The organism is Petrimonas mucosa, from assembly GCF_900095795.1.
Classification (GTDB): domain Bacteria; phylum Bacteroidota; class Bacteroidia; order Bacteroidales; family Dysgonomonadaceae; genus Petrimonas; species Petrimonas mucosa.
The window spans coordinates 1,516,957-1,535,339 of record NZ_LT608328.1 but is presented as its reverse complement, the minus strand read 5'-3'; the positions used below and the strand labels follow the sequence as shown (position 1 = coordinate 1,535,339).

The following is an 18,383-nucleotide window of genomic DNA, read 5'->3' as shown; positions in this document are numbered from 1 at the left end:
TCGCGCCGTGCGCCAGTAAAAATCGACCTTTGGCTCTTGTTTCCCGTTTATGTCAGGGGCGGTAGCTTTCAACTGCCGGAGGGGCTGACGGGATTGTGCGGGACAAGCTCGACGCAATATCCCATCTTTTCCAGCTCTGCCTTCAGATACCTTTTGCGCCTTGCTTCCACCCGGCTGTTCAAATAATCGGCTCCCAGTTCATCGTAAGGGACCTCGTCTTTCAAGACATGATACACCGATTTGAGGATGGAGTGTGCAACAGCCACAATGGCCCTTTTCTTGCCGCGTCGGGCTGCCAGGCGATGGTACCGGGCGTGGTAGAACGTGCCTTTTGTCCGCGACGCCGCCCATGCCGATTGGCTCAGGATGGATTTGGCCTGCTTGTTCCCGTGGGTGGTGCGTCCGTTTTTTTTTTTACCGGCACTCTCGTTGTTACCCGGTGAAACGCCCACCCAACTGCTTAGATGATTCTCATTGGGGAAGACATCCATATCCAGCCCGATCTCGGCGATAAGATCCTCCACGCTCTTGCGGTTCAATCCCGGGATCTCCCGCAGTCGTTCCAGGGCATTCTCATAAGGGGCAAGGGCATGTTTGATCTTTTCATCCAAATCCCGTATGAGAGACTCCAGGTGGTGGTTGTCCCCCCGGATAGTGCCCAGCAGGTAGATGTGGTGGTCGGTGATGTAACCGTTACAGGCTTCAAAAAGCTCCTCTTTGGTGGCTTCTATCTTTTTGTGGTATACCTCTTCAATATCGCCCATGGTAACTTCTTTCCCCTGACACAACTTGTCGATCAGTCTGGTTGCCGTTACTCCCGAGGTATCGCTTAACACGCTCGAAAGTTTCACATTGCAGTCTTCCAGGATGCGGATGATACGGTTCTTGTTCGAGGAGATATCCTGTACCAGTTTGCTCCGGTAACGCGTCAAATCCCGTAACTCCCGTTGTTCACGAGGGGGAATATAACTGGGTTTTAGCAAGCCGGCAAGCAATAACTTGCACAGCCACCTGCTGTCCTGCTTGTCCGTCTTATGCCCCGGGACGTTCTTCACGTGGCGGGCATTGACTATCCAGACCGTCAATCCCGAGGGCTCGAGGACATGATAGACAGGCTTCCAGTAGACTCCCGTACTCTCCATTACAACGTGGGTTACCCTGTTTTCCAATAACCAGTCTTTCAATTCTGTCAAAGAGCGCGTCACGGTCCCGAATTCACGGGTTTCCGTATTAAGTCCTTCGCCACTTATGGTGGCCACTAACATCTTCTTGTGGACATCAATCCCGCATCCCCGGGAGACGACCTGGTTGAATGACACTTGTGATTCCATAAATTATTCCGTTCAATGAGTACGGCAAATGTACGGAAATCCTCCATTTTCATTCCCTTGGATGTTTTAAATTCTCAACATGGATGTTTCATATTTTTGTTCACTGCTGCCCCGTTAAAATAGGAGATCTCTAAACAGATCGAGTTGTCCCTTATCAGACGAGATATTTAAATTTGGTTTATAAGATAATTCACGTATCGGTATATATTGCGAAGCATAACACACCATTCCGTAGTTGCATAGTGGCGTGACATTAGAATTTTTTATTTAGCTGGTTCTGCTGTCTTAAAAGGTTCAAAGGGGTTATAATAATATATGTCATCTTTTTCATATAAAACAAGATGTTTTTTTAAGCGGTCGTTAAAATCACTAATATTTTTTTTATTGTCACGAGTCCAGGTAGCTTCTGCTAATGCTGCTATTCTGGGAAATATCATGTAATCAAGTCGATTTTCAGTTGCAATACGTTCTGTCCACACATTTACCTGCATGCCCAGGATATTGCTATTGAGAGGGTAATTAACATCATAACCATAGGGATCGAAGTTGTAAATTTTATCATAGGAATTTACACGGGATCTATTTGCAGGAACACCGTGAACATGAAGGCTGTCTTGAGCGTAATCTAAATACATTGGAAGTCGGGGAGTCATCACGATCGGATATCCTTTATTTAATGATGTTTGTAATTGTTGTAATTTGTCTTGTCGCCAAAAATAAACAATCGTCTTATCAGGATTAAGGTTAAATTCTGCTATTTCGTCCCATGCGGCTAATCTGTTATTCATTTTGAATAGAGTGTCGGACATGCGTTGGAAAAAATAATTCTCTACTTCTGACATCTCTTTAAGCTTTTCCCTTTTCATTAGTGCCAGTATTGTCTCATCAGTATGCCATTTAGCATTCCCAAAGTGCACTTCATCTCCCCCCAGATGTATAATCTGCGAGGGAAACAAGGCGTCCACTTCTTTTAGAATATTAGTTAAGTAGGAGTAAACTTCTTCCTTGCCTGGGTGAAATGTGAAGTCAGGATGTTTTTGAGAACCGCCTCCACTGTACTCAGGATAAGCCCTGTTTGCTGCTGATGCGTGTCCTGGCATATCGATCTCGGGAATTATATCAATCTGTCTTTCCGAAGCATACTTCACAATTTCTTTTATTTCCTCCTGAGAATAATATTTTGCTGGAGTATGTGGATTGGTATGATTCCCAATACCTCCAACGTAGGCTAGTTTTGGGTATTGCAATATCTCTATTCTCCAACCGGGAGAATCAGTTAAATGCCAATGAAATTTATTCAATTTGTATAGCGCCATCCAATCGATTAACTGCTTTACTTTTTCTTTTCCGAAGAAATGGCGTGATTCATCGAGCATTAGTCCACGCCATTCATATGCCGGTGCGTCTTCTATGTTATAGCACTGGAGTTGCCATGTGCCATTAATAGGCTCCGTGAACCGAATAAGTTGTAAAAGCGTGATTATCCCGTTAAAGATTCCCTTTTTATGGCTGGCCTCTACTACTATCAGACCGGCATCCATACTGATGGAGTAGGATTCCTTTTCATTGGCTACAGGCTGTTTGGAATTCAGTTGGTTCAAGCGCAAGCTGATGGCAGATGCAGGTGCCTGTTCATAGTCACTTGTAAGCGTCAAAGGGAGGTTTTCATGTCTCAGTAATTCCTTTTGCAAATAGTATGCGACTTCATCCAACTCCATATCGTGTATAATAATAGTTGCCTTTGACAAGCTAAATTGCGCAGGGATAGTCTCATATCTCTGTGGACTCGGAATCAAAGGGATTTGTGCAACAGCACCAACAAAAATTAAGGACAGAAAAAGCAATAAAATTATTTTCTTCATAAATTCAATCTTTATCATTATTTTCTTTGTTATTAATAAAATTATTCTTACTAGTTTGAATATTATTCTGTTTAGCAAACTTGATGTATTGTTCCCAATCATAGGCGATGATATCATGCTTGCCTGTTCTGATATGGTAACTCACTATATCAATAAGTGGTGTGTCGGGTTGAGGCATAGAGGCTGCCGAGAGTCCCTGTATACCGTAGAGGTTATAAACCACCGATGCCTCTTTGGCCGATAGAAATTCACCTTTAGGATCTGCCCAGAGATCTTCTGTGGCACTGGCTATATAGAGAGGGCGTGGAGCGATCAGCGACAATACCATATGCTGATCCACAGGTAACATATCCTCCCTGTTGGAATATTTTTTGAAATTCCCGCAAAACCAATGAGGAAAAGCGGTGTTGATCACCTCAACCGTTTCACCGAAATTCCTTCTGGAGAGAGTAGATCCCATGGCTCCGGAATTGTTGGAGATGGCAGCGGCAAATCGCTGGTCAGTTGCTGCTGTCCAAAGGGTCACTTTTCCCAGCCGAGAGTGACCCACCAGGATCACTTTCTGATTGTCGATCTCTGCTTCTGTTTCCAGGTAATCCATCACACGCGACAATCCCCAGCTCCAGGCAGCGATGGTTCCCCATTCGTCGTTACAGGGCCGTTCCTGCCCCTTGGAATAGAACAGCGGATGAATACCGTCACTGAAATCATCCCTATCGGGATCAATATCCCCCCTGTATAATGTTACCACTCCGTAACCTGCCCCGATAATCTGCTCCAACGGCCATCTTCTCTTCATGGAGCCGCGTGATTGTTCATCAGCGCGATTTGTCAATATGTGAAGGTCTTTATTGATCGGCATCCATGAGGTGGGAATGATCACATTTGGGTCATCCGTGATGGTATGGTTCCCCCAGAAATTATATCCAAGGAAAATGGCCGATTTTTTTTTGCCGACAGGCAGGTATATCAGTAGGTCAGCGCTGAGTTCTTTCTTCCCTTTCACTAAAGTGAGGGTGACCTGCTTCCTTTTGGCCTTGCCGTTGAGTGCTGTTCCTTTTTTTTCTTTTACCGTTACAAACATGGTGTCCAACTCACCGGGTACCCTGCCATACAGATGATGGGTGCAACTGGCCAGAATTTCCGGTTTTCTGAAGATCTCCCAATCTTCCACGTTGTTGACCGTCGTTCCCCCGTGGGTTCTCAGTAAAGATGGTAGCGAGTAAGGACCTACGGCCGCTTCATCGTAGTTTACGTTCCACCGTTGTGCGTAGGTGGGGAACAAAAGCAGCAAAAGTGCGATTGTCAGTATAAATTGCTTTTGGAGGTTCATAAATTGCATTTTTGATTTCATATCTGTTTTTGTATGTTCAATCTTTAACTCTTGGCTGTACCTCCCGATTCAGTCAGAAAGTGAAGCACTTCGAAGTTTTTTAATCATCGGATATATATTACATCAATTTGATTACCTTTAATATAAATTGTTATAATAGTCTCTTTCATTATTCCGAACTCACATTCTTTTCATTAAAAAGAGGTATTTTTAACGTTTCTCCACCTTTTATAGCTGACTCATGTGCAATAATACCTGGTACAGTACATGCTAATGCTTCATAAATATCTATTTTAGGTTCTCTATCATTTAGAATCGAATCTATAAATTCATGGGTAATAAAACAATGAGATCCTCCATGACCACTGTCCATTCTGAGATTTTCTGGTAGCATTTCCGTTTTCCACCATAGGATTTGATCCTGCTTTTCAACAATATTTTTGTAGTTTTTAAAACCTCCATCATCTAATCCAATCTCATTTGAATTTTTAATAATTGTCATTTTGTTTTCTGAATCTTCAAAGTATAAACTCATTTTATCACCTTCCCAACAAGCAGTTTCAACATTTTTTAGCGCTCCTTTCCAATTGATAGTTACTGTAAGATTTGTATCGTTATTTGTTCTGAATAAAGCTTTCTCATTCCAAAAAGGATTATTGTAGCTATTATTCTTTAATTTGACACTATCATCTCCCCAACCCAAACAACTTACACTAACTAAACGCTCACCAGTTACACCTGTTAGAAAAGATATACAATGTGTGGGGTAATACATTGGCGGCAAGCCGTGTCTCCATGTTGGTTTACCATTTTCAAAAAAAAACTCTTCCATCCCTGGATGACTATATTCAGCTGTAGTGCTGAATATTTTACCAAATAATTTTTGATTATAAAATTTTCTTGCCGTTATAGTAATCTGTCGATAGAAACTTGTTTCAGCTAGCATATATTTCAATCCCGTTTTTTCAACCATAGATAGTACCTCAATGCAATCCTCTAGTTTTAAAGCAAGTGGTACAGCAGAAAGAACATGCTTTCCAGCTTTTAATGCCTTTATAACATGGTTTGCATGCATATGAGGTGGCGTTGCAATAAACACCGCATCTATTTCTTTATCTTTCAGCAATTCTTCTAATGATTCGTATGCACGATGACAATTATATACTTTCTGTAAATGCATTCTTCCATAAGCACTTAAATCACTAACAGCTTGTACAACGGAATTCGGATGAATATGAAACTGAAAACCAGCTCCAAACTGCGCACCGACAATTCCAATTCTTATTTTATTTTTTAAGATATGAGACATTTTCATTATAATTATTATTATCATACACTTTCAATTCAATAAAAATTGGATTTCTTTATTGAATCTGAGCACACATAAAATAAAGGTTAGTACTTCGCTTATATCAAATTCCCTTTTTTGCTCTCATGATTATCTCCCCGTCGGTGAAGTTTTGTCCGGGAATATAATCCCTGAGCGGCTGAATCCGTTCATGGATCATATCGAGGAACCAGCCGGGCTGCGGGAAGAAAAACTCTTCCAGTTCGTGTGCCGGTGTGATCCAGTTGCGGGAACCCAGCACACACACGGGGGCATCGAGATAATCGAATGCCAGCTGGCCGATGTTGGCTGCCAGATCATTCAGGAAGGAGCCACGGCTGGTAGCGTCACCGGCGACGATGATCTTCCCTGTTTTTTTCACTGAGGCAATTACTTTTTCATAGTTGAAGGGTACCAGCGAGCGTGCATCAATCACCTCGGCACTTATGCCGAAACGCTCTTCCAGTTCTTTTGCCGCCTTCAGGGCTGGATAGAGCGTATGTCCAATGGTCAGGAAAGTGACATCTTTCCCTACTTTCTTCACATCCGGTTCACCCAGCGGTATCTCATAGTATTCTGCGGGTACTCCTCCTTCGTGGAACTGTTCGCCGATATCGTAGATACGCTGGCTCTCGAAGAAGATCACCGGGTCGGTGCCCTGCAGGGCGGCGTTCATCAGCCCTTTGGCATCGTAAGGTGTTACCGGGAAGCAGACTTTGATTCCGGGTATATGTGCCACGAGTGAGGTCCAGTCCTGTGAATGTTGTGCGCCATATTTCGATCCTACGGAAACGCGTAATACCACGGGCATCTTCAACACATTGCCGCTCATGGCCTGCCACTTGGGCAGCTGGTTGAAGATCTCGTCTCCCGCCCGGCCGATAAAGTCGCAGTACATGATCTCCGGGATCACCCGCCCCCCGCACATGGCATAGCCGATGGCGGTACCCACGATGGAAGCCTCCGAGATGGGCGAGTTGAACAGACGGTGGTAGGGCAGCGCCTCGGTGAGCCCCCCGTAGACGGCGAAGGCGCCGCCCCAGTCGCGGTTCTCCTCGCCATAGGCGATGAGCGAGGCATCCTTGTAGAAACGGTCGATGATCGCCTCGAAGATGCCGTCGCGCAGCTGGTACTGCTTCATCTTGCCGAAAGGTTTCCCTTCCGCATCGAAGGCGAAACGCTCCTTGCCCGCGATCTTCTTCACGCGGGGATTTTCTGCCATGGGCATCAGCACGTCCGGCTCTGCATCGGAGAAGGAGTCGACCGATCCGTTGGAGAACATCATCCCGCCGATGATGTCCGCATTGTCCATCCGGGGCGACACTTCGTCGTTGATGGCCAGCAGGAACATCTCGTTCACCAGCTTCCGGATATCATCCGATATCAGGTCGAGCCCGGCCTGTGATACCACCCCGGCCTCGAGCAGCTGCGCCCCGTAGCTGCGGATGCAATCCTGTGCTTCCCATGCCTCCACCTCTTCCCGGGTGCGGTAGGATGACGCGTCGGAGGGTGAGTGGCCGCTATACCGGTAGGTGAGCACATCGAGCAGCACGGGACCTCGCTTTTCTTCAATCACCTTGCGTTTTCGTTTGTAGGCATCGATTACAGCCAGGGGATTGTAGCCATCGACCCGCTCGGCATGCATCTGGTCGGCATTCACGCCGGCGCCGATACGCGCTGCAATACCGTAGCCCATGGTCTCACCGGCTGTCTGCCCGCCCATGCCGTACTGGTTGTTCATGATGTTGATGATTACCGGAAGACCGCCCTGCATCTCTCCCTCCCAAAGTTCGCGAAACTGGTCCATGGCGGCGAAGGAGATCCCTTCCCATACCGGGCCGCAGACCATGGAGGCATCACCAATATTGGCCACCACCAGCCCCGGCTTGCGGTTCACTTTTTTGTACAATGCCGCACCCACGGCAATATCACCTGAACCACCCACGATGGCATTGTTGGGATAGACCCCGAAGGGGGTGAAAAAGGCATGCATGGAGCCGCCCAGGCCTCTGTTGAAGCCGGTCTTACGGGCAAAGATTTCCGCCAATGTGCCGTATACCAAAAATCTTTTTGCCAGCTCTTTTACCGGGCCGTTAAAATCTTTTTTTACGATTTCATAGACCGTTCCGTCGAAAAAGGTTTTCATGATCGTGGTAAGCTGATCGTCATCCAGCTTGTGAATCGCAGACATCCCCTTGGCAAGGATCTCCCCGTGTGAACGATGGCTTCCGAATATAAAATCATCCACCGTCAGTGTCCAGGCCATACCCACTGCAGCCGACTCCTGACCGATGGAGAGGTGCGCCGGACCGGGATGGTTATAGGATGTACCGTTGTATTCACCTTTAATTTTAATCAGGTTCAACATCGTTTCGAACTCGCGGATCAATACCATATCGTGGTAGATGGCTTTGAACTCTTCGTTGGTGAAATTCTCCTTTTCTTCCGTGACGCTCTTCTGGTACTGATTGACAGGAACAGGCTGAAACTCGACGAATCCTGCCTTACGGACTTCTGACGGGTCTATGATTTGTACTTTTGGCATTTGATATTGATTGTTTGATTGTTAGATTTATTGATTGTTTGTTAGATTACTAACTTCCATTCCGCTGGATGAGCAAAGTTTATTCCCAAAAAAACTGAAAGCTGAAAGCTGACCGCTAAAAACTAAAAACAACTTCTTTGAAGATCTCACTTACGGTGGGATGCGGGAACACGACCTCCTGTAGCTCCTTGAGTGTCAGCTCCTGTTCAATGGCCATACAGGCACCGTAGATAATTTCGCTGGACGGATTACCCAGCAAGTGCACACCGATGATCTCACCATGCTTCTCGCCCGTAAGCACTTTACACATGCCGCTGCCTCCCTCATTCTCGGCAACGAAACGGCCCGCAAAAGCCATCGGCAGCTTGGATACCTTGTAAGCTATATGCTTTGCTTTGGCCGACTCTTCCGTTTCACCTACACCGGCTACCTCGGGATTGGTGTAGACCACACCGGGGATAGCGTTGTAACGCATGAGATCATTTCGTCCGGTGAGGTTGTTCACCACCACCTCACCTTCACGGCTTGCCGTATGTGCCAGGAGAGAAAAACCGGTCACATCGCCGGCAGCGAAGACACCCGGCACATTGGTACGCATCTTCTCATCCACCTTGATGCCGTTACGCAGTAACTCCACCTGAAGGTTCTCCAGTCCAAAGCCCTGGGTGACCGGGCGGCGACCGACGCTGAGCAGAATCTTATCACCCTCCACAGTGTGGGTATTACCCTCTTTCTCGAACACTACCTTGTTACCTTCCACCTGCACCACTTTCGCATTCAGGTTGAACGCAATGCCTTTCTTCGTGTAGATATCCCGCAACATGGCAGAGATCTCGAAATCGAGACCGCCCAGAATTTCCGGGAGCATTTCCACGACCGTCACCTTTGATCCCAAACTGTTGAAAAAGCTGGCAAATTCCATCCCGATCACTCCGCCACCAATCACGACGAGCGATGCAGGCAGTGTTTCCATCTCCAGGATCTCCCGGTTGGTAAGGATGACATCTCCCGCTTCCTTCAAACCGGGGATGGGTGGTACAGAAGCCTCGGAACCGGTGCAGACAAGCAGGTTTTTCCCGATATATTTTTCGTTGTTGCAGGATACCTCTATCCCTTCCGCTGAACGGCCGTTGATATATGCATCCCCTTTCACCACGGTGACATGGTTTGATTTCATCTTGCTTTCTACGCCTGAAACCAGCTTACGCACTACTTTCTTCTTGCGGGAAAGCATTTTTTCGTAGTCGAAACGGATATGATCTCCATAAACGCCATATTTCTCACCGTGCAAGGCATTTTCGTACATCTTGGCACTGTAAAGCAATGTTTTAGTAGGGATGCATCCTTCGTTCAGACATACACCCCCCCATTGCTTTTTTCTCGAAAAGTACCACGTTCAGCCCTGCATGACCGGCTCTTTCCGCGGCAACATAACCTGCGGGGCCGCCTCCTATGATCAGTAAGTCTATCATAATTGTAAATATTTTTTTGTTGTCAAATGATTAATTTCTAGCGATTAGCGGTCAGTTGTCAGTTTCCAGCTTTCAGCTTTCAGTGATCAGCAGTCAGCGATTAATGATTAATGCTTAACTTATAATTTTATTGTCCTATCACCACTCCATCTCCAAAGTCTCAATTTCTGTAGCAATCTGTTTCAGGAAACGGGTAGCTTCGCCACCATCCAGTGACCGGTGATCGTAGGTCAGACTCAGGCCGATAAAAGGGACAAATGCATACACGCCGTCACCCAGGTCCTTGGGCCGGGGAACGATGGTATTGACCCCCAGAATGGCCGATTGAGGAAGGTTGATCACCGGTGTAAACATTTCAACACCGTAATTTCCCAGGTTCGACACGGTAAACGTTCCTGCTTCCGGAGAGAGAATATCGGGATTGATACTGCCGTTTCTGCAGGCGGCCGCCATCTCCTTGAATTGTGTGGCCAGACCCGAGATGGAGAGATCATCGGCATTGCGTACCACCGGAACCATCAAGCCGCGGTCTGTATCCACGGCCAGGCCCAGATGTACCTTGTGAAAATAGCGCTTGCTGTCGCCCAGAAAATGGGTATTCACACCGGGGTATTTTTTCAACGCCTTGATAACTGCAAAACAGACCATATCGTTCAGCGTGATATTGACGGTGAGCTTTCCTTCTTCAAGCGCGGCTTTGGCTTTTTTTCGTAGTTCGAGGATGCGTCTCGCATCAGCGCCCAGATGATGGGTTAGCTGTGCGGAGTTCTGTAGCGAGGCATGCATCGACCGGGCTATCAGCTTGCGGATATTGGATATTTTTTTATCTTCATAATCAATACCATAGATGGTGTTCACGGGTACCGCCAGATCGGCAGCTCTGGCGGTTCCTGCCAATCCGCTACCCGGGGCATACGGTTGTGTGCCCTGCTCGGCGGCAAGCTTTTTGGCCAGGGGCGTCATCCTGGGACGATTGATCAGGAAGGCCCGGACATCATGCTCGGTGATCCGCCCCTTCGGCCCTGTACCGGTGAGCTGGGAGACATCCACTGCCTCCTTTTCTGCTAATTTCCTGGCACGGGGGGACACGAACAGTTCTGATGACACGGAAGTATATACTGCCCGTGCAGGACTGTTATCTCCTGTGGGGTTGACCTCCCCCGTTTTGTCCTTACCTTTTGCTTCGTCCTGACCGGCGGGGTCAGCTTTTTGATCCGCCGGGTGGCTTCCGCTTACCTTCGATGAGTAATCCTCTCCAGGCTGTCCGATGACCATCATGTTCTCCAATACGGGTACTTCATCACCCTCTTCATAAAAACATGCCAGCACAACGCCCTCAGCAGGCGATTCTTCCTCGAAGGAGGCTTTGTCTGTTTCATAGGTGAACAGAACGTCTCCCTTCTTCACACTGTCCCCTTTTCTCTTTTTCAGCTCCGTGATGATACAACTCTCCACCGACTGCCCCTGTTTGGGCATGATTACTACATCTGCCATTTATTCTTTGTAAGTTAAACCAATTAAAAACTACACCTGACTTGAGAAAATCAGGTGTAAGCTAAAATGGTGAAATAAATTTCACTATTCACCAATAATCTGCACCTCACAAACTCTTTTTCGTTCACGTATCTGATCCCAGTCGATGAAATAGATAAAACCAAAGTCGCCCAACGAGAGATTACCATCAACCAATGGAATAGTTTCTGAACGTCCAAAAAATACCGAGCGTAGGTGCGCATCTGTATTTAGGCTTCCCTTGGGTTCCTCGTCAGGGAAAGTAAGGGCAAATTCGATGTGTTTGGGCCCGGGATGCAGGTACTGACCTTCGGTCCTGCAAGTTGGCACCAATTTTTCCATGATGTTGTTCAAATCCTGTTGCAGGTATTCCCTGCCAAAAAAGTTCAAATCGTGAGAGCATTCCTGGGTGATCACGGAACAGGTTGTGTGGGGTGAATAAACAACACATATTCCATTTTTTACACCTGATTCTTCCACGATTTTTTTCACACCCTCTGTTACATTGTGAAAATCGGGTCTGTGATCCTTAGACTGCAATTCAATTGTTCCTCTGTAAAGTTTCATTTTCTTCTTTTTTTTAATTTATAAATGCGTTTTGTTAATGTAATTCATCCCATGCAATTCGAACGGCCCGTATCATCTTCTCCAGCATTTCTTCCGGATTTTCCGCTTTCATAATACCGCTTGTAGTTCCGGTAGCGTCAGCACCGGCTTTCATTACGTTGTATACATCTTGTTCATTTTTTATGCCGGCTGCCTGCAGTACTTGTATTTCAGAATTTATTCTTTTGATAGCAGATGTGGTAGCGATTACATATTCCTTATCACTGGTTACACCCGTGCCGATGAGTTCGGTTGGTTCAACCACAATGATGTTAGGCGATAAATGAGCAATTGCTTCTGCTTCTTTGATGGAATCGGCACAGACAATAGTGGCCAGGCCTGTTTCATGGGCTCTCTTAATCGCTTTATACAAATCGGCTGTGGTCATTGGTTTTTCTGCATGGTTCAGCATTACGCCTACTGCTCCGGCTGCTTTTACAGCTTCAGGCAATATGGACCCAAGTCCTCTTCCTACAGTAATCGGATCCATATGTTGCGCGAAGATGAGCAGATGGCTGGTTTCCTTTGCCAACAGGTAAATATCCGACGGTTGAGGTGTTAGTATGATTCGCACGTCATACTTAGCCGATGCCTCATCAGCCGCTTTTGCCAGCTGCAACATTCGTTCACCGTACATAAATGCTTTGGGCCCAATTTCAAAGAATGGGGGTTTGATGGTTATTCCTTTATACATATTTCATTTATTGTTACTTGTTTAACCTGTTTCCGACAGCTCCGCCCGGGTGAATGAGTGCGAATTGCTCCAGCCGATATCCCGTTGTCTCCATCACCGCAACCAACATAGCGTCGAAGATGGCTATGGTTACCACAAAGCTTGAGGTTGCCATTACGTTTAGCGGGTCACTCTCACGTTCGATTTTCATTGGGATCACGATTTGTGACTGCCTTGCCAGTGGTGAGTTCATATTTTCCGTGATCCCAATCAATATCACCTCTTTTTTGTTGCAAACATCGATGATGGGAAGCAACTCAGCCGTCTTTCCACCACGTGAGACCATCACAACAGCATCCCCTTTCTTCATGCAGCCCATCCCACCATGGATGGCTTCCGCAGGAGAGAGAAACTGCGCATTTCGTTCAATGCAACACAGGGAGTGCGCAAATTTCTTTGCGGCAATTCCTGATGAACCACTTGCACAGGTAATTATCTTGGGACAGTTGCTCAATATTTCTACTGCGTCATAGAAGCGATCCTGGTCCAGATAATCAATAATATCAGCTATGGCTTTACTTTCAATACGGAGAGATTCTTTTGCCTTACTAATGATCTCCGATTTTGTTGAATTATGCATTTATATATTGAATCAATAAACATTTAAATATTAATTATCTAATCTTTGATGTTGTATTTAGCAATTGCTTTTATTGGATCAAGATTATTCTTTACTACATCACATAAAGCTCTTTGAAAAGCTATAGGATTGGCAACCTGAATAGCATTTCTTCCAAAGACCACACCCTTTGCCCCGTCTCTGATTTCATCTGAAGCCAGTTGAAGTGCTTCAAGCTGGGTTGGTTTTTTTTCTGCACCAAGTCCGAATACAGGAACAGGGCAACTTTCTGTGACCTCTTTGAATTTGTGTGTGTAAAATGTTTTAATCATGTCACATCCTAATTCACTAAGTATTCTGCAACTTGTGAAGACCTGTTCATGCATTTGCTCGTTAGTCAACTCACTTGAGTGGGTTGGGAAATATTCTCCAATTACAGGAATACCCAGTTTATCAGCAGCATTGACCAAATGACTGTATATCTTTACATTATCAGTGTCATTCTTCTCACTTCCAGTTTGTAAGGTGAGTGAAACCAAAACAATTTCAGCGCCATTTGCAACTGCATCATCCGCCATTTGAGCGATTGTCGTGTAAGCATTGTTGTAATCCCAGTGGAAACAATAGACCGAACTCCAGTTCAATCTCACAATAGGCATGGGGGCTCCCTTGTAATTAAATACGGGCCGAAGATGTTTCAACATCCCCGGACTTAATAGAACTCCATCTATTGATGAATCTATTTTCTCACCCGTTTCTTTCATATTGATCATCCCAGGGATAGGGCCATCAAACATTCCGTGATCTATTGCAACAATAACTGCATTCTCGCTTTTGTTAAATAATTTCTCAATTCTGAGCTGTTTCCCGTTCATAGTTTTAATTTTTATTTGTGAATTGTATAATATAATTATATGGATAATATTCTTCTGGCGTTATTAAAGAAAATATCTTCAATATCATTATCTTTCAAATGAGTCGCGACGGCTGCTTTCTGGAAAGCCATGATCTCTTCAAACAAAAAGAAAGACAACTGCCCGGCCTCTTCTCCTTCCACTTCCCTCATATGTTTATCATCTGAGATATCGCCATACAAACCCTTTGGTATGATATTGATATAAGTTCCACTCTCGCATATCCTCTTCATACGCATACGAGTGATAGGCAAATCACTCCCAAAAAGTATTCTCTTCACCCCAACTGACTTTATCAAATGTTCAAAGACAGACTGGTTTGTATTTGCACTGAAATCAAACAACACATTATTGGTCACAGATAAAACCTCAAATGCATTACCAATATCTTCGCGACAATAAGCACGACCTACATGGGCGATAATCAGTTTGATATCAGGATACTTTTTCTCAATTTCAATTATCTGCATCAAATTGATTGGATCTTTCAATCTGTTATCCCTGGGAATATGTAGCATAACAATCATCCCGCGTTTATTCAGCAGGGTCAATTGATGATGAGGTAGAAAATCAAAAATTGAGATCTCATTTTTCGGAATTCCTTGTGGTGCGAAGTTTAAATACACTTTTGTTCCATAAAAGCCACCACTAAGCAGTTGTTCTTCTAAAAAAAACTCATCCCATTCAGGTTTTGTTAAAAGCAACCCGTAGCATTGTGAATTGTTCCTGCAGCAGTTTTCAATATATTTATTTGCTAATTCAATATATTTCAGATTCATGGGATAAGCAAATATCAATGGAGATACTTTTTTACCCGGGAACATCAATTGGTATGTTTCTATTAAATCTTCAATCGGATTTTCTTCAGCCACACGCTCCGGCCACCGGGCCAACCTGGCATTATTCTCTTGGTTGATAAGGTGATGTTCTTTAATAAAGACATGTGTATGTATATCGATTATATCCTCAGGCAGAAAGTTTTTGATGATGGAGTGATATAAGTTGATATCCACGTTTTTGATTTCTATTACCTTCTTCATATTCTTTTAAATTATTTCAATTACATCCCAGTTCATAATTTCCCCAAATGTCTTTAAGGTCATCAGGTGTGTTCCATAAACGATGGCCATATGATGAATACCGCCAGCTTCACTATATTTTTTCAAAAATTCAGGAACAGGAATCGAAGGTTTCATCCATCCCCTTATACCATCGCCAAAAGATTCACCATAGTAGTCATCTAACATGACAACAGGAGCTGTTATCAAAGAAAAATTGCCACCCGATTTGGGTGCTAAACATACGAGTGTTGCTTCTCCACTTTTAAAACAGGCTGAGGGAGATAAATAACGATCGGCATCTGTGAAAAGCCATTCCATTTCTATTAGTTTGGCTTTATCTTCAATAATCTCAAAATTAATTTCACCCATATGACTAAGAAAAATTGTATCGTTTTCCCAATCAGGACAAAACATCTCCGCAAAAGAACATTCATTTAAGACTCTTGACAATGCTCCTGTTAATGCTGCAGTTAAAATATCACCTTCTCCAGCATAGCCGATTTTTCCGTTTTTCATTAATTTGCAAATCTCAAAAAAAGGCATCATTGGTAAACCGCTATTTTTCCTGACGGCTTTGAAATTAATTGTAAATCCGGTTAACCCGTAATTACTGATCCATCTCTTGAGCACTTGTCCTATTTGAGTAGACAAATAATGAGATTCATCGCATACCTGAGTCAAATCGTATTCTTTTATGTTATTCTGCATCTCCTCAAAGATATCGTGTTTATTTACAGTTGAATAATAACTCTCTAACTGCAAAGGAGATGTTTTTATTATTTGGATTCCATAGTCAGACGCTAACCTTTTGGGTTCAACGACAAAGTCTCCCATTCCCTCGAAGCTTTCTCCGATCTGCCCGACCCGGGAAGACTTGAACTCTTTGGCGATTCTGGCCCCTTTAACGTGTTGAATAATTCTAATTACAACATCTGATGAATCAATATGTCCAGCTTCAAGAAAAAAAGTCTTCCCCCTTTGCAGGAGCAAATTGCACATATCCTGAACCCCATGAATCCCGTGATTGTACATTAAAAGCGAAATGGAATCGAATTTCTTGTCCCTTGTCGTATCCATCACAACAATTGGTAATTCTGTCTTACAGAGAGAATCTATGCACTCCAGGGATGGGGAATATGCCAAATGCAATGTCACGATAGAGTCAACATTTTCATTTTCAAACTGATTAATAGCTGTTTCAAATTCACGAGAAACCCCGCAGATATCTACTGATACCACATCGATTCCGCGTTGAGTAAGTAGATCAGTAACTCTCTTGAGAAATAAGTTCAGTTCAATTTTCACTTCCGGGATTATCTCATCGTACATATTTAAATAGAGCGGCAATAAACCAACCTTAAGTTTCATTTTATCTTGTGAATACATAATAAATTTCAATTCGTTAAAAGAATATTATCACCAAACATGCTACCAGAAGGACAAAAATCAGCCACCATAAAATGACGCTCTTGTACCATTTATTGCCCAGATCCTCGAAAATATTTATCTTCTTCCAATTGATTGTCAAATCATCAGTCACCTGCTCTGCTCTCGGCTTTTCTGTCAGCAAGCTCACCACTACACAAACAATCACACACAACAGCCAGCTTACAATAGCTTGCATCTGGAAAGGAGTTAACCATGAGGGTGCAGCGGCATCGTACTGAATATAGATTTTCAACAGTATGCTGAAGATGAATCCTACAGTGATGGACACAATAGCCCCCTTTCCGTTGATCCTCCTAAAAAGTATTCCCAAAACAAAGATTGCAGCAAAAGGGGGTGCGAAAAACGCATACAATGTCTGGATGTACACAAACAAACTGCCACCTAATTTTCCTATGAAGCCAGCCAGCACAATCGCCACTATGATGATAACAAAAGAGGACCATCTCCCAATTCTTACATAATGCGAATCAAGTTCGTTCTTTCTGAACATTCGTTTGTACACATCCAGTGTAAATACGGTCGAGGTAGAATTCAGTACGGCACTCACCGTGGATTGCACGGCACCAAATAAGGATGCAATAAATAATCCACGAAGACCTGCGGGCACCAATGTCTGAAGCAACACGATATATCCTTTGTCCGCCTCAGGTCTGATTTCAGGCCATGGAAGATTCAGGACATCAGGATATCGGGCAAACAGGATCAAACCCGGCAATACCACAATAACCGGTAACAATACTTTCAGGTAACCGGCAAAAACGATACCCATCCGCGCGTGATAACTGCTTTTAGCTGCCAACACTCTTTGAATCATAAATTGATTCAATGCGTTGTACCAGATACTAATTGTAAAAACCCCCAAAATAAGATTTGGCCACGGAGAAACTTGATGTGAGACCGGCTGGATTAGAGATAACCTGGAATAGTGATCTGTGCCAACCATATTGTGGATGTTTTTTTCAACAACCTCTTTCCAGATACCTGTCTGAGCACTATTTCTTTCAAGCATAACCTTAAAACCGCTTACCAGGGAGTGATCTTCACCGGAGAGCATATACAGGCCGAGAATTGTCACCAATAACCCACCTACAACCATCACAACAACGGTAAAGACATCCATCCAGGCTATCGACTTAAGACCACCATAGATTGACCATACTCCCGCAATCAGGCCAATAATAATGATTGAAGTCCACAAGTTGATATTAAACAATTGCTGAATTACAATACCACCACCATAAAGTACGGCTGCAAGAAAGGCGATAATATTGCTCACAATTGTAACAACTGCAAAAAACTGGCGCACAGACAAATTGAATCTTTTCTCCAGAAATTCAGGTGTACTGAACACTTTTGCAGACATCAGAAATGGGATGAACACCCATATCAAGAGTGAGAAGGAAGCTACATTTGCCCACTCAGACATTGCAACGCAGATACCATATACAAATGCAGCACCAACCATACCGATAAAATGTTCGGTGCTGATGTTTGATGCAATATAGGAACTTCCAACAACGTACCATGGCAATGTCCGACCAGCAAGGAAATAATCGGAAGAATCTTGCTTTTTTTTCTTCCCGAAATAGTAACCAATTAAGGAAAGCAGCAAGATGTATAATGCAAATGATAGATAATCAAAGAAAACCAGATTGAAATGTGATAGCTTTTCCATATCA

13 protein-coding genes and 1 pseudogene are annotated in these 18,383 nt (G+C 44.2%); all 14 read right to left on the bottom strand.

Annotation, left to right across the window (positions count from 1 at the left end; all coding sequences use genetic code 11):
- Positions 1-68: 68 nt before the first annotated feature.
- On the bottom strand, positions 69-1,331 hold the full coding sequence (locus ING2E5A_RS06075) for an IS110 family RNA-guided transposase (protein WP_071136641.1): 1,263 nt from the start codon (positions 1,329-1,331) through the stop codon (positions 69-71).
- Positions 1,332-1,594: 263 nt separating this feature from the next.
- Positions 1,595-3,193: a beta-N-acetylhexosaminidase gene (locus ING2E5A_RS06070; RefSeq protein ID WP_071138226.1), complete on the bottom strand. Its 1,599-nt coding sequence runs from the start codon at positions 3,191-3,193 to the stop codon at positions 1,595-1,597.
- 4 nt (positions 3,194-3,197) lie between these two features.
- Positions 3,198-4,526, bottom strand: a complete 1,329-nt coding sequence (locus ING2E5A_RS06065) for a glucuronyl esterase domain-containing protein (protein WP_071138227.1) — start codon at positions 4,524-4,526, stop codon at positions 3,198-3,200.
- A 169-nt stretch (positions 4,527-4,695) separates the two neighbouring features.
- On the bottom strand, positions 4,696-5,841 hold the full coding sequence (locus tag ING2E5A_RS06060) for a Gfo/Idh/MocA family protein (protein WP_231960453.1): 1,146 nt from the start codon (positions 5,839-5,841) through the stop codon (positions 4,696-4,698).
- 97 nt (positions 5,842-5,938) lie between these two features.
- On the bottom strand, positions 5,939-8,398 hold the full coding sequence (locus tag ING2E5A_RS06055) for an alpha-ketoacid dehydrogenase subunit alpha/beta (RefSeq protein ID WP_071136640.1): 2,460 nt from the start codon (positions 8,396-8,398) through the stop codon (positions 5,939-5,941).
- A gap of 115 nt (positions 8,399-8,513) precedes the next feature.
- Positions 8,514-9,873, bottom strand: a pseudogene (gene lpdA / locus ING2E5A_RS06050) (dihydrolipoyl dehydrogenase).
- A 135-nt stretch (positions 9,874-10,008) separates the two neighbouring features.
- Positions 10,009-11,364, bottom strand: coding sequence for a dihydrolipoamide acetyltransferase family protein (locus tag ING2E5A_RS06045; RefSeq protein WP_071136639.1), 1,356 nt, complete (start codon positions 11,362-11,364; stop codon positions 10,009-10,011).
- A gap of 84 nt (positions 11,365-11,448) precedes the next feature.
- Entirely contained in the window at positions 11,449-11,949 is a 501-nt protein-coding gene (locus tag ING2E5A_RS06040) for a secondary thiamine-phosphate synthase enzyme YjbQ (protein WP_071136638.1), read from the bottom strand.
- 34 nt (positions 11,950-11,983) lie between these two features.
- Complete coding sequence (locus tag ING2E5A_RS06035) at positions 11,984-12,682, bottom strand: triose-phosphate isomerase (RefSeq protein WP_071136637.1); 699 nt, start codon at positions 12,680-12,682, stop codon at positions 11,984-11,986.
- Between the two features lie 13 nt (positions 12,683-12,695).
- On the bottom strand, positions 12,696-13,301 hold the full coding sequence (locus tag ING2E5A_RS06030) for a KpsF/GutQ family sugar-phosphate isomerase (protein WP_071136636.1): 606 nt from the start codon (positions 13,299-13,301) through the stop codon (positions 12,696-12,698).
- Between the two features lie 38 nt (positions 13,302-13,339).
- Complete coding sequence (locus ING2E5A_RS06025) at positions 13,340-14,155, bottom strand: class I fructose-bisphosphate aldolase (RefSeq protein ID WP_071136635.1); 816 nt, start codon at positions 14,153-14,155, stop codon at positions 13,340-13,342.
- A gap of 35 nt (positions 14,156-14,190) precedes the next feature.
- On the bottom strand, positions 14,191-15,234 hold the full coding sequence (locus ING2E5A_RS06020) for an amidohydrolase family protein (RefSeq protein WP_071136634.1): 1,044 nt from the start codon (positions 15,232-15,234) through the stop codon (positions 14,191-14,193).
- Between the two features lie 6 nt (positions 15,235-15,240).
- Positions 15,241-16,641 carry an L-arabinose isomerase family protein gene (locus ING2E5A_RS06015; protein WP_071136633.1) on the bottom strand — a complete coding sequence of 467 codons (1,401 nt, stop codon included), beginning with the start codon at positions 16,639-16,641 and terminating at the stop codon, positions 15,241-15,243.
- Positions 16,642-16,657: 16 nt separating this feature from the next.
- Positions 16,658-18,379, bottom strand: a complete 1,722-nt coding sequence (locus tag ING2E5A_RS06010; RefSeq protein WP_071136632.1) for an SLC5 family protein — start codon at positions 18,377-18,379, stop codon at positions 16,658-16,660.
- Between the last annotated feature and the right edge of the window lie 4 nt (positions 18,380-18,383).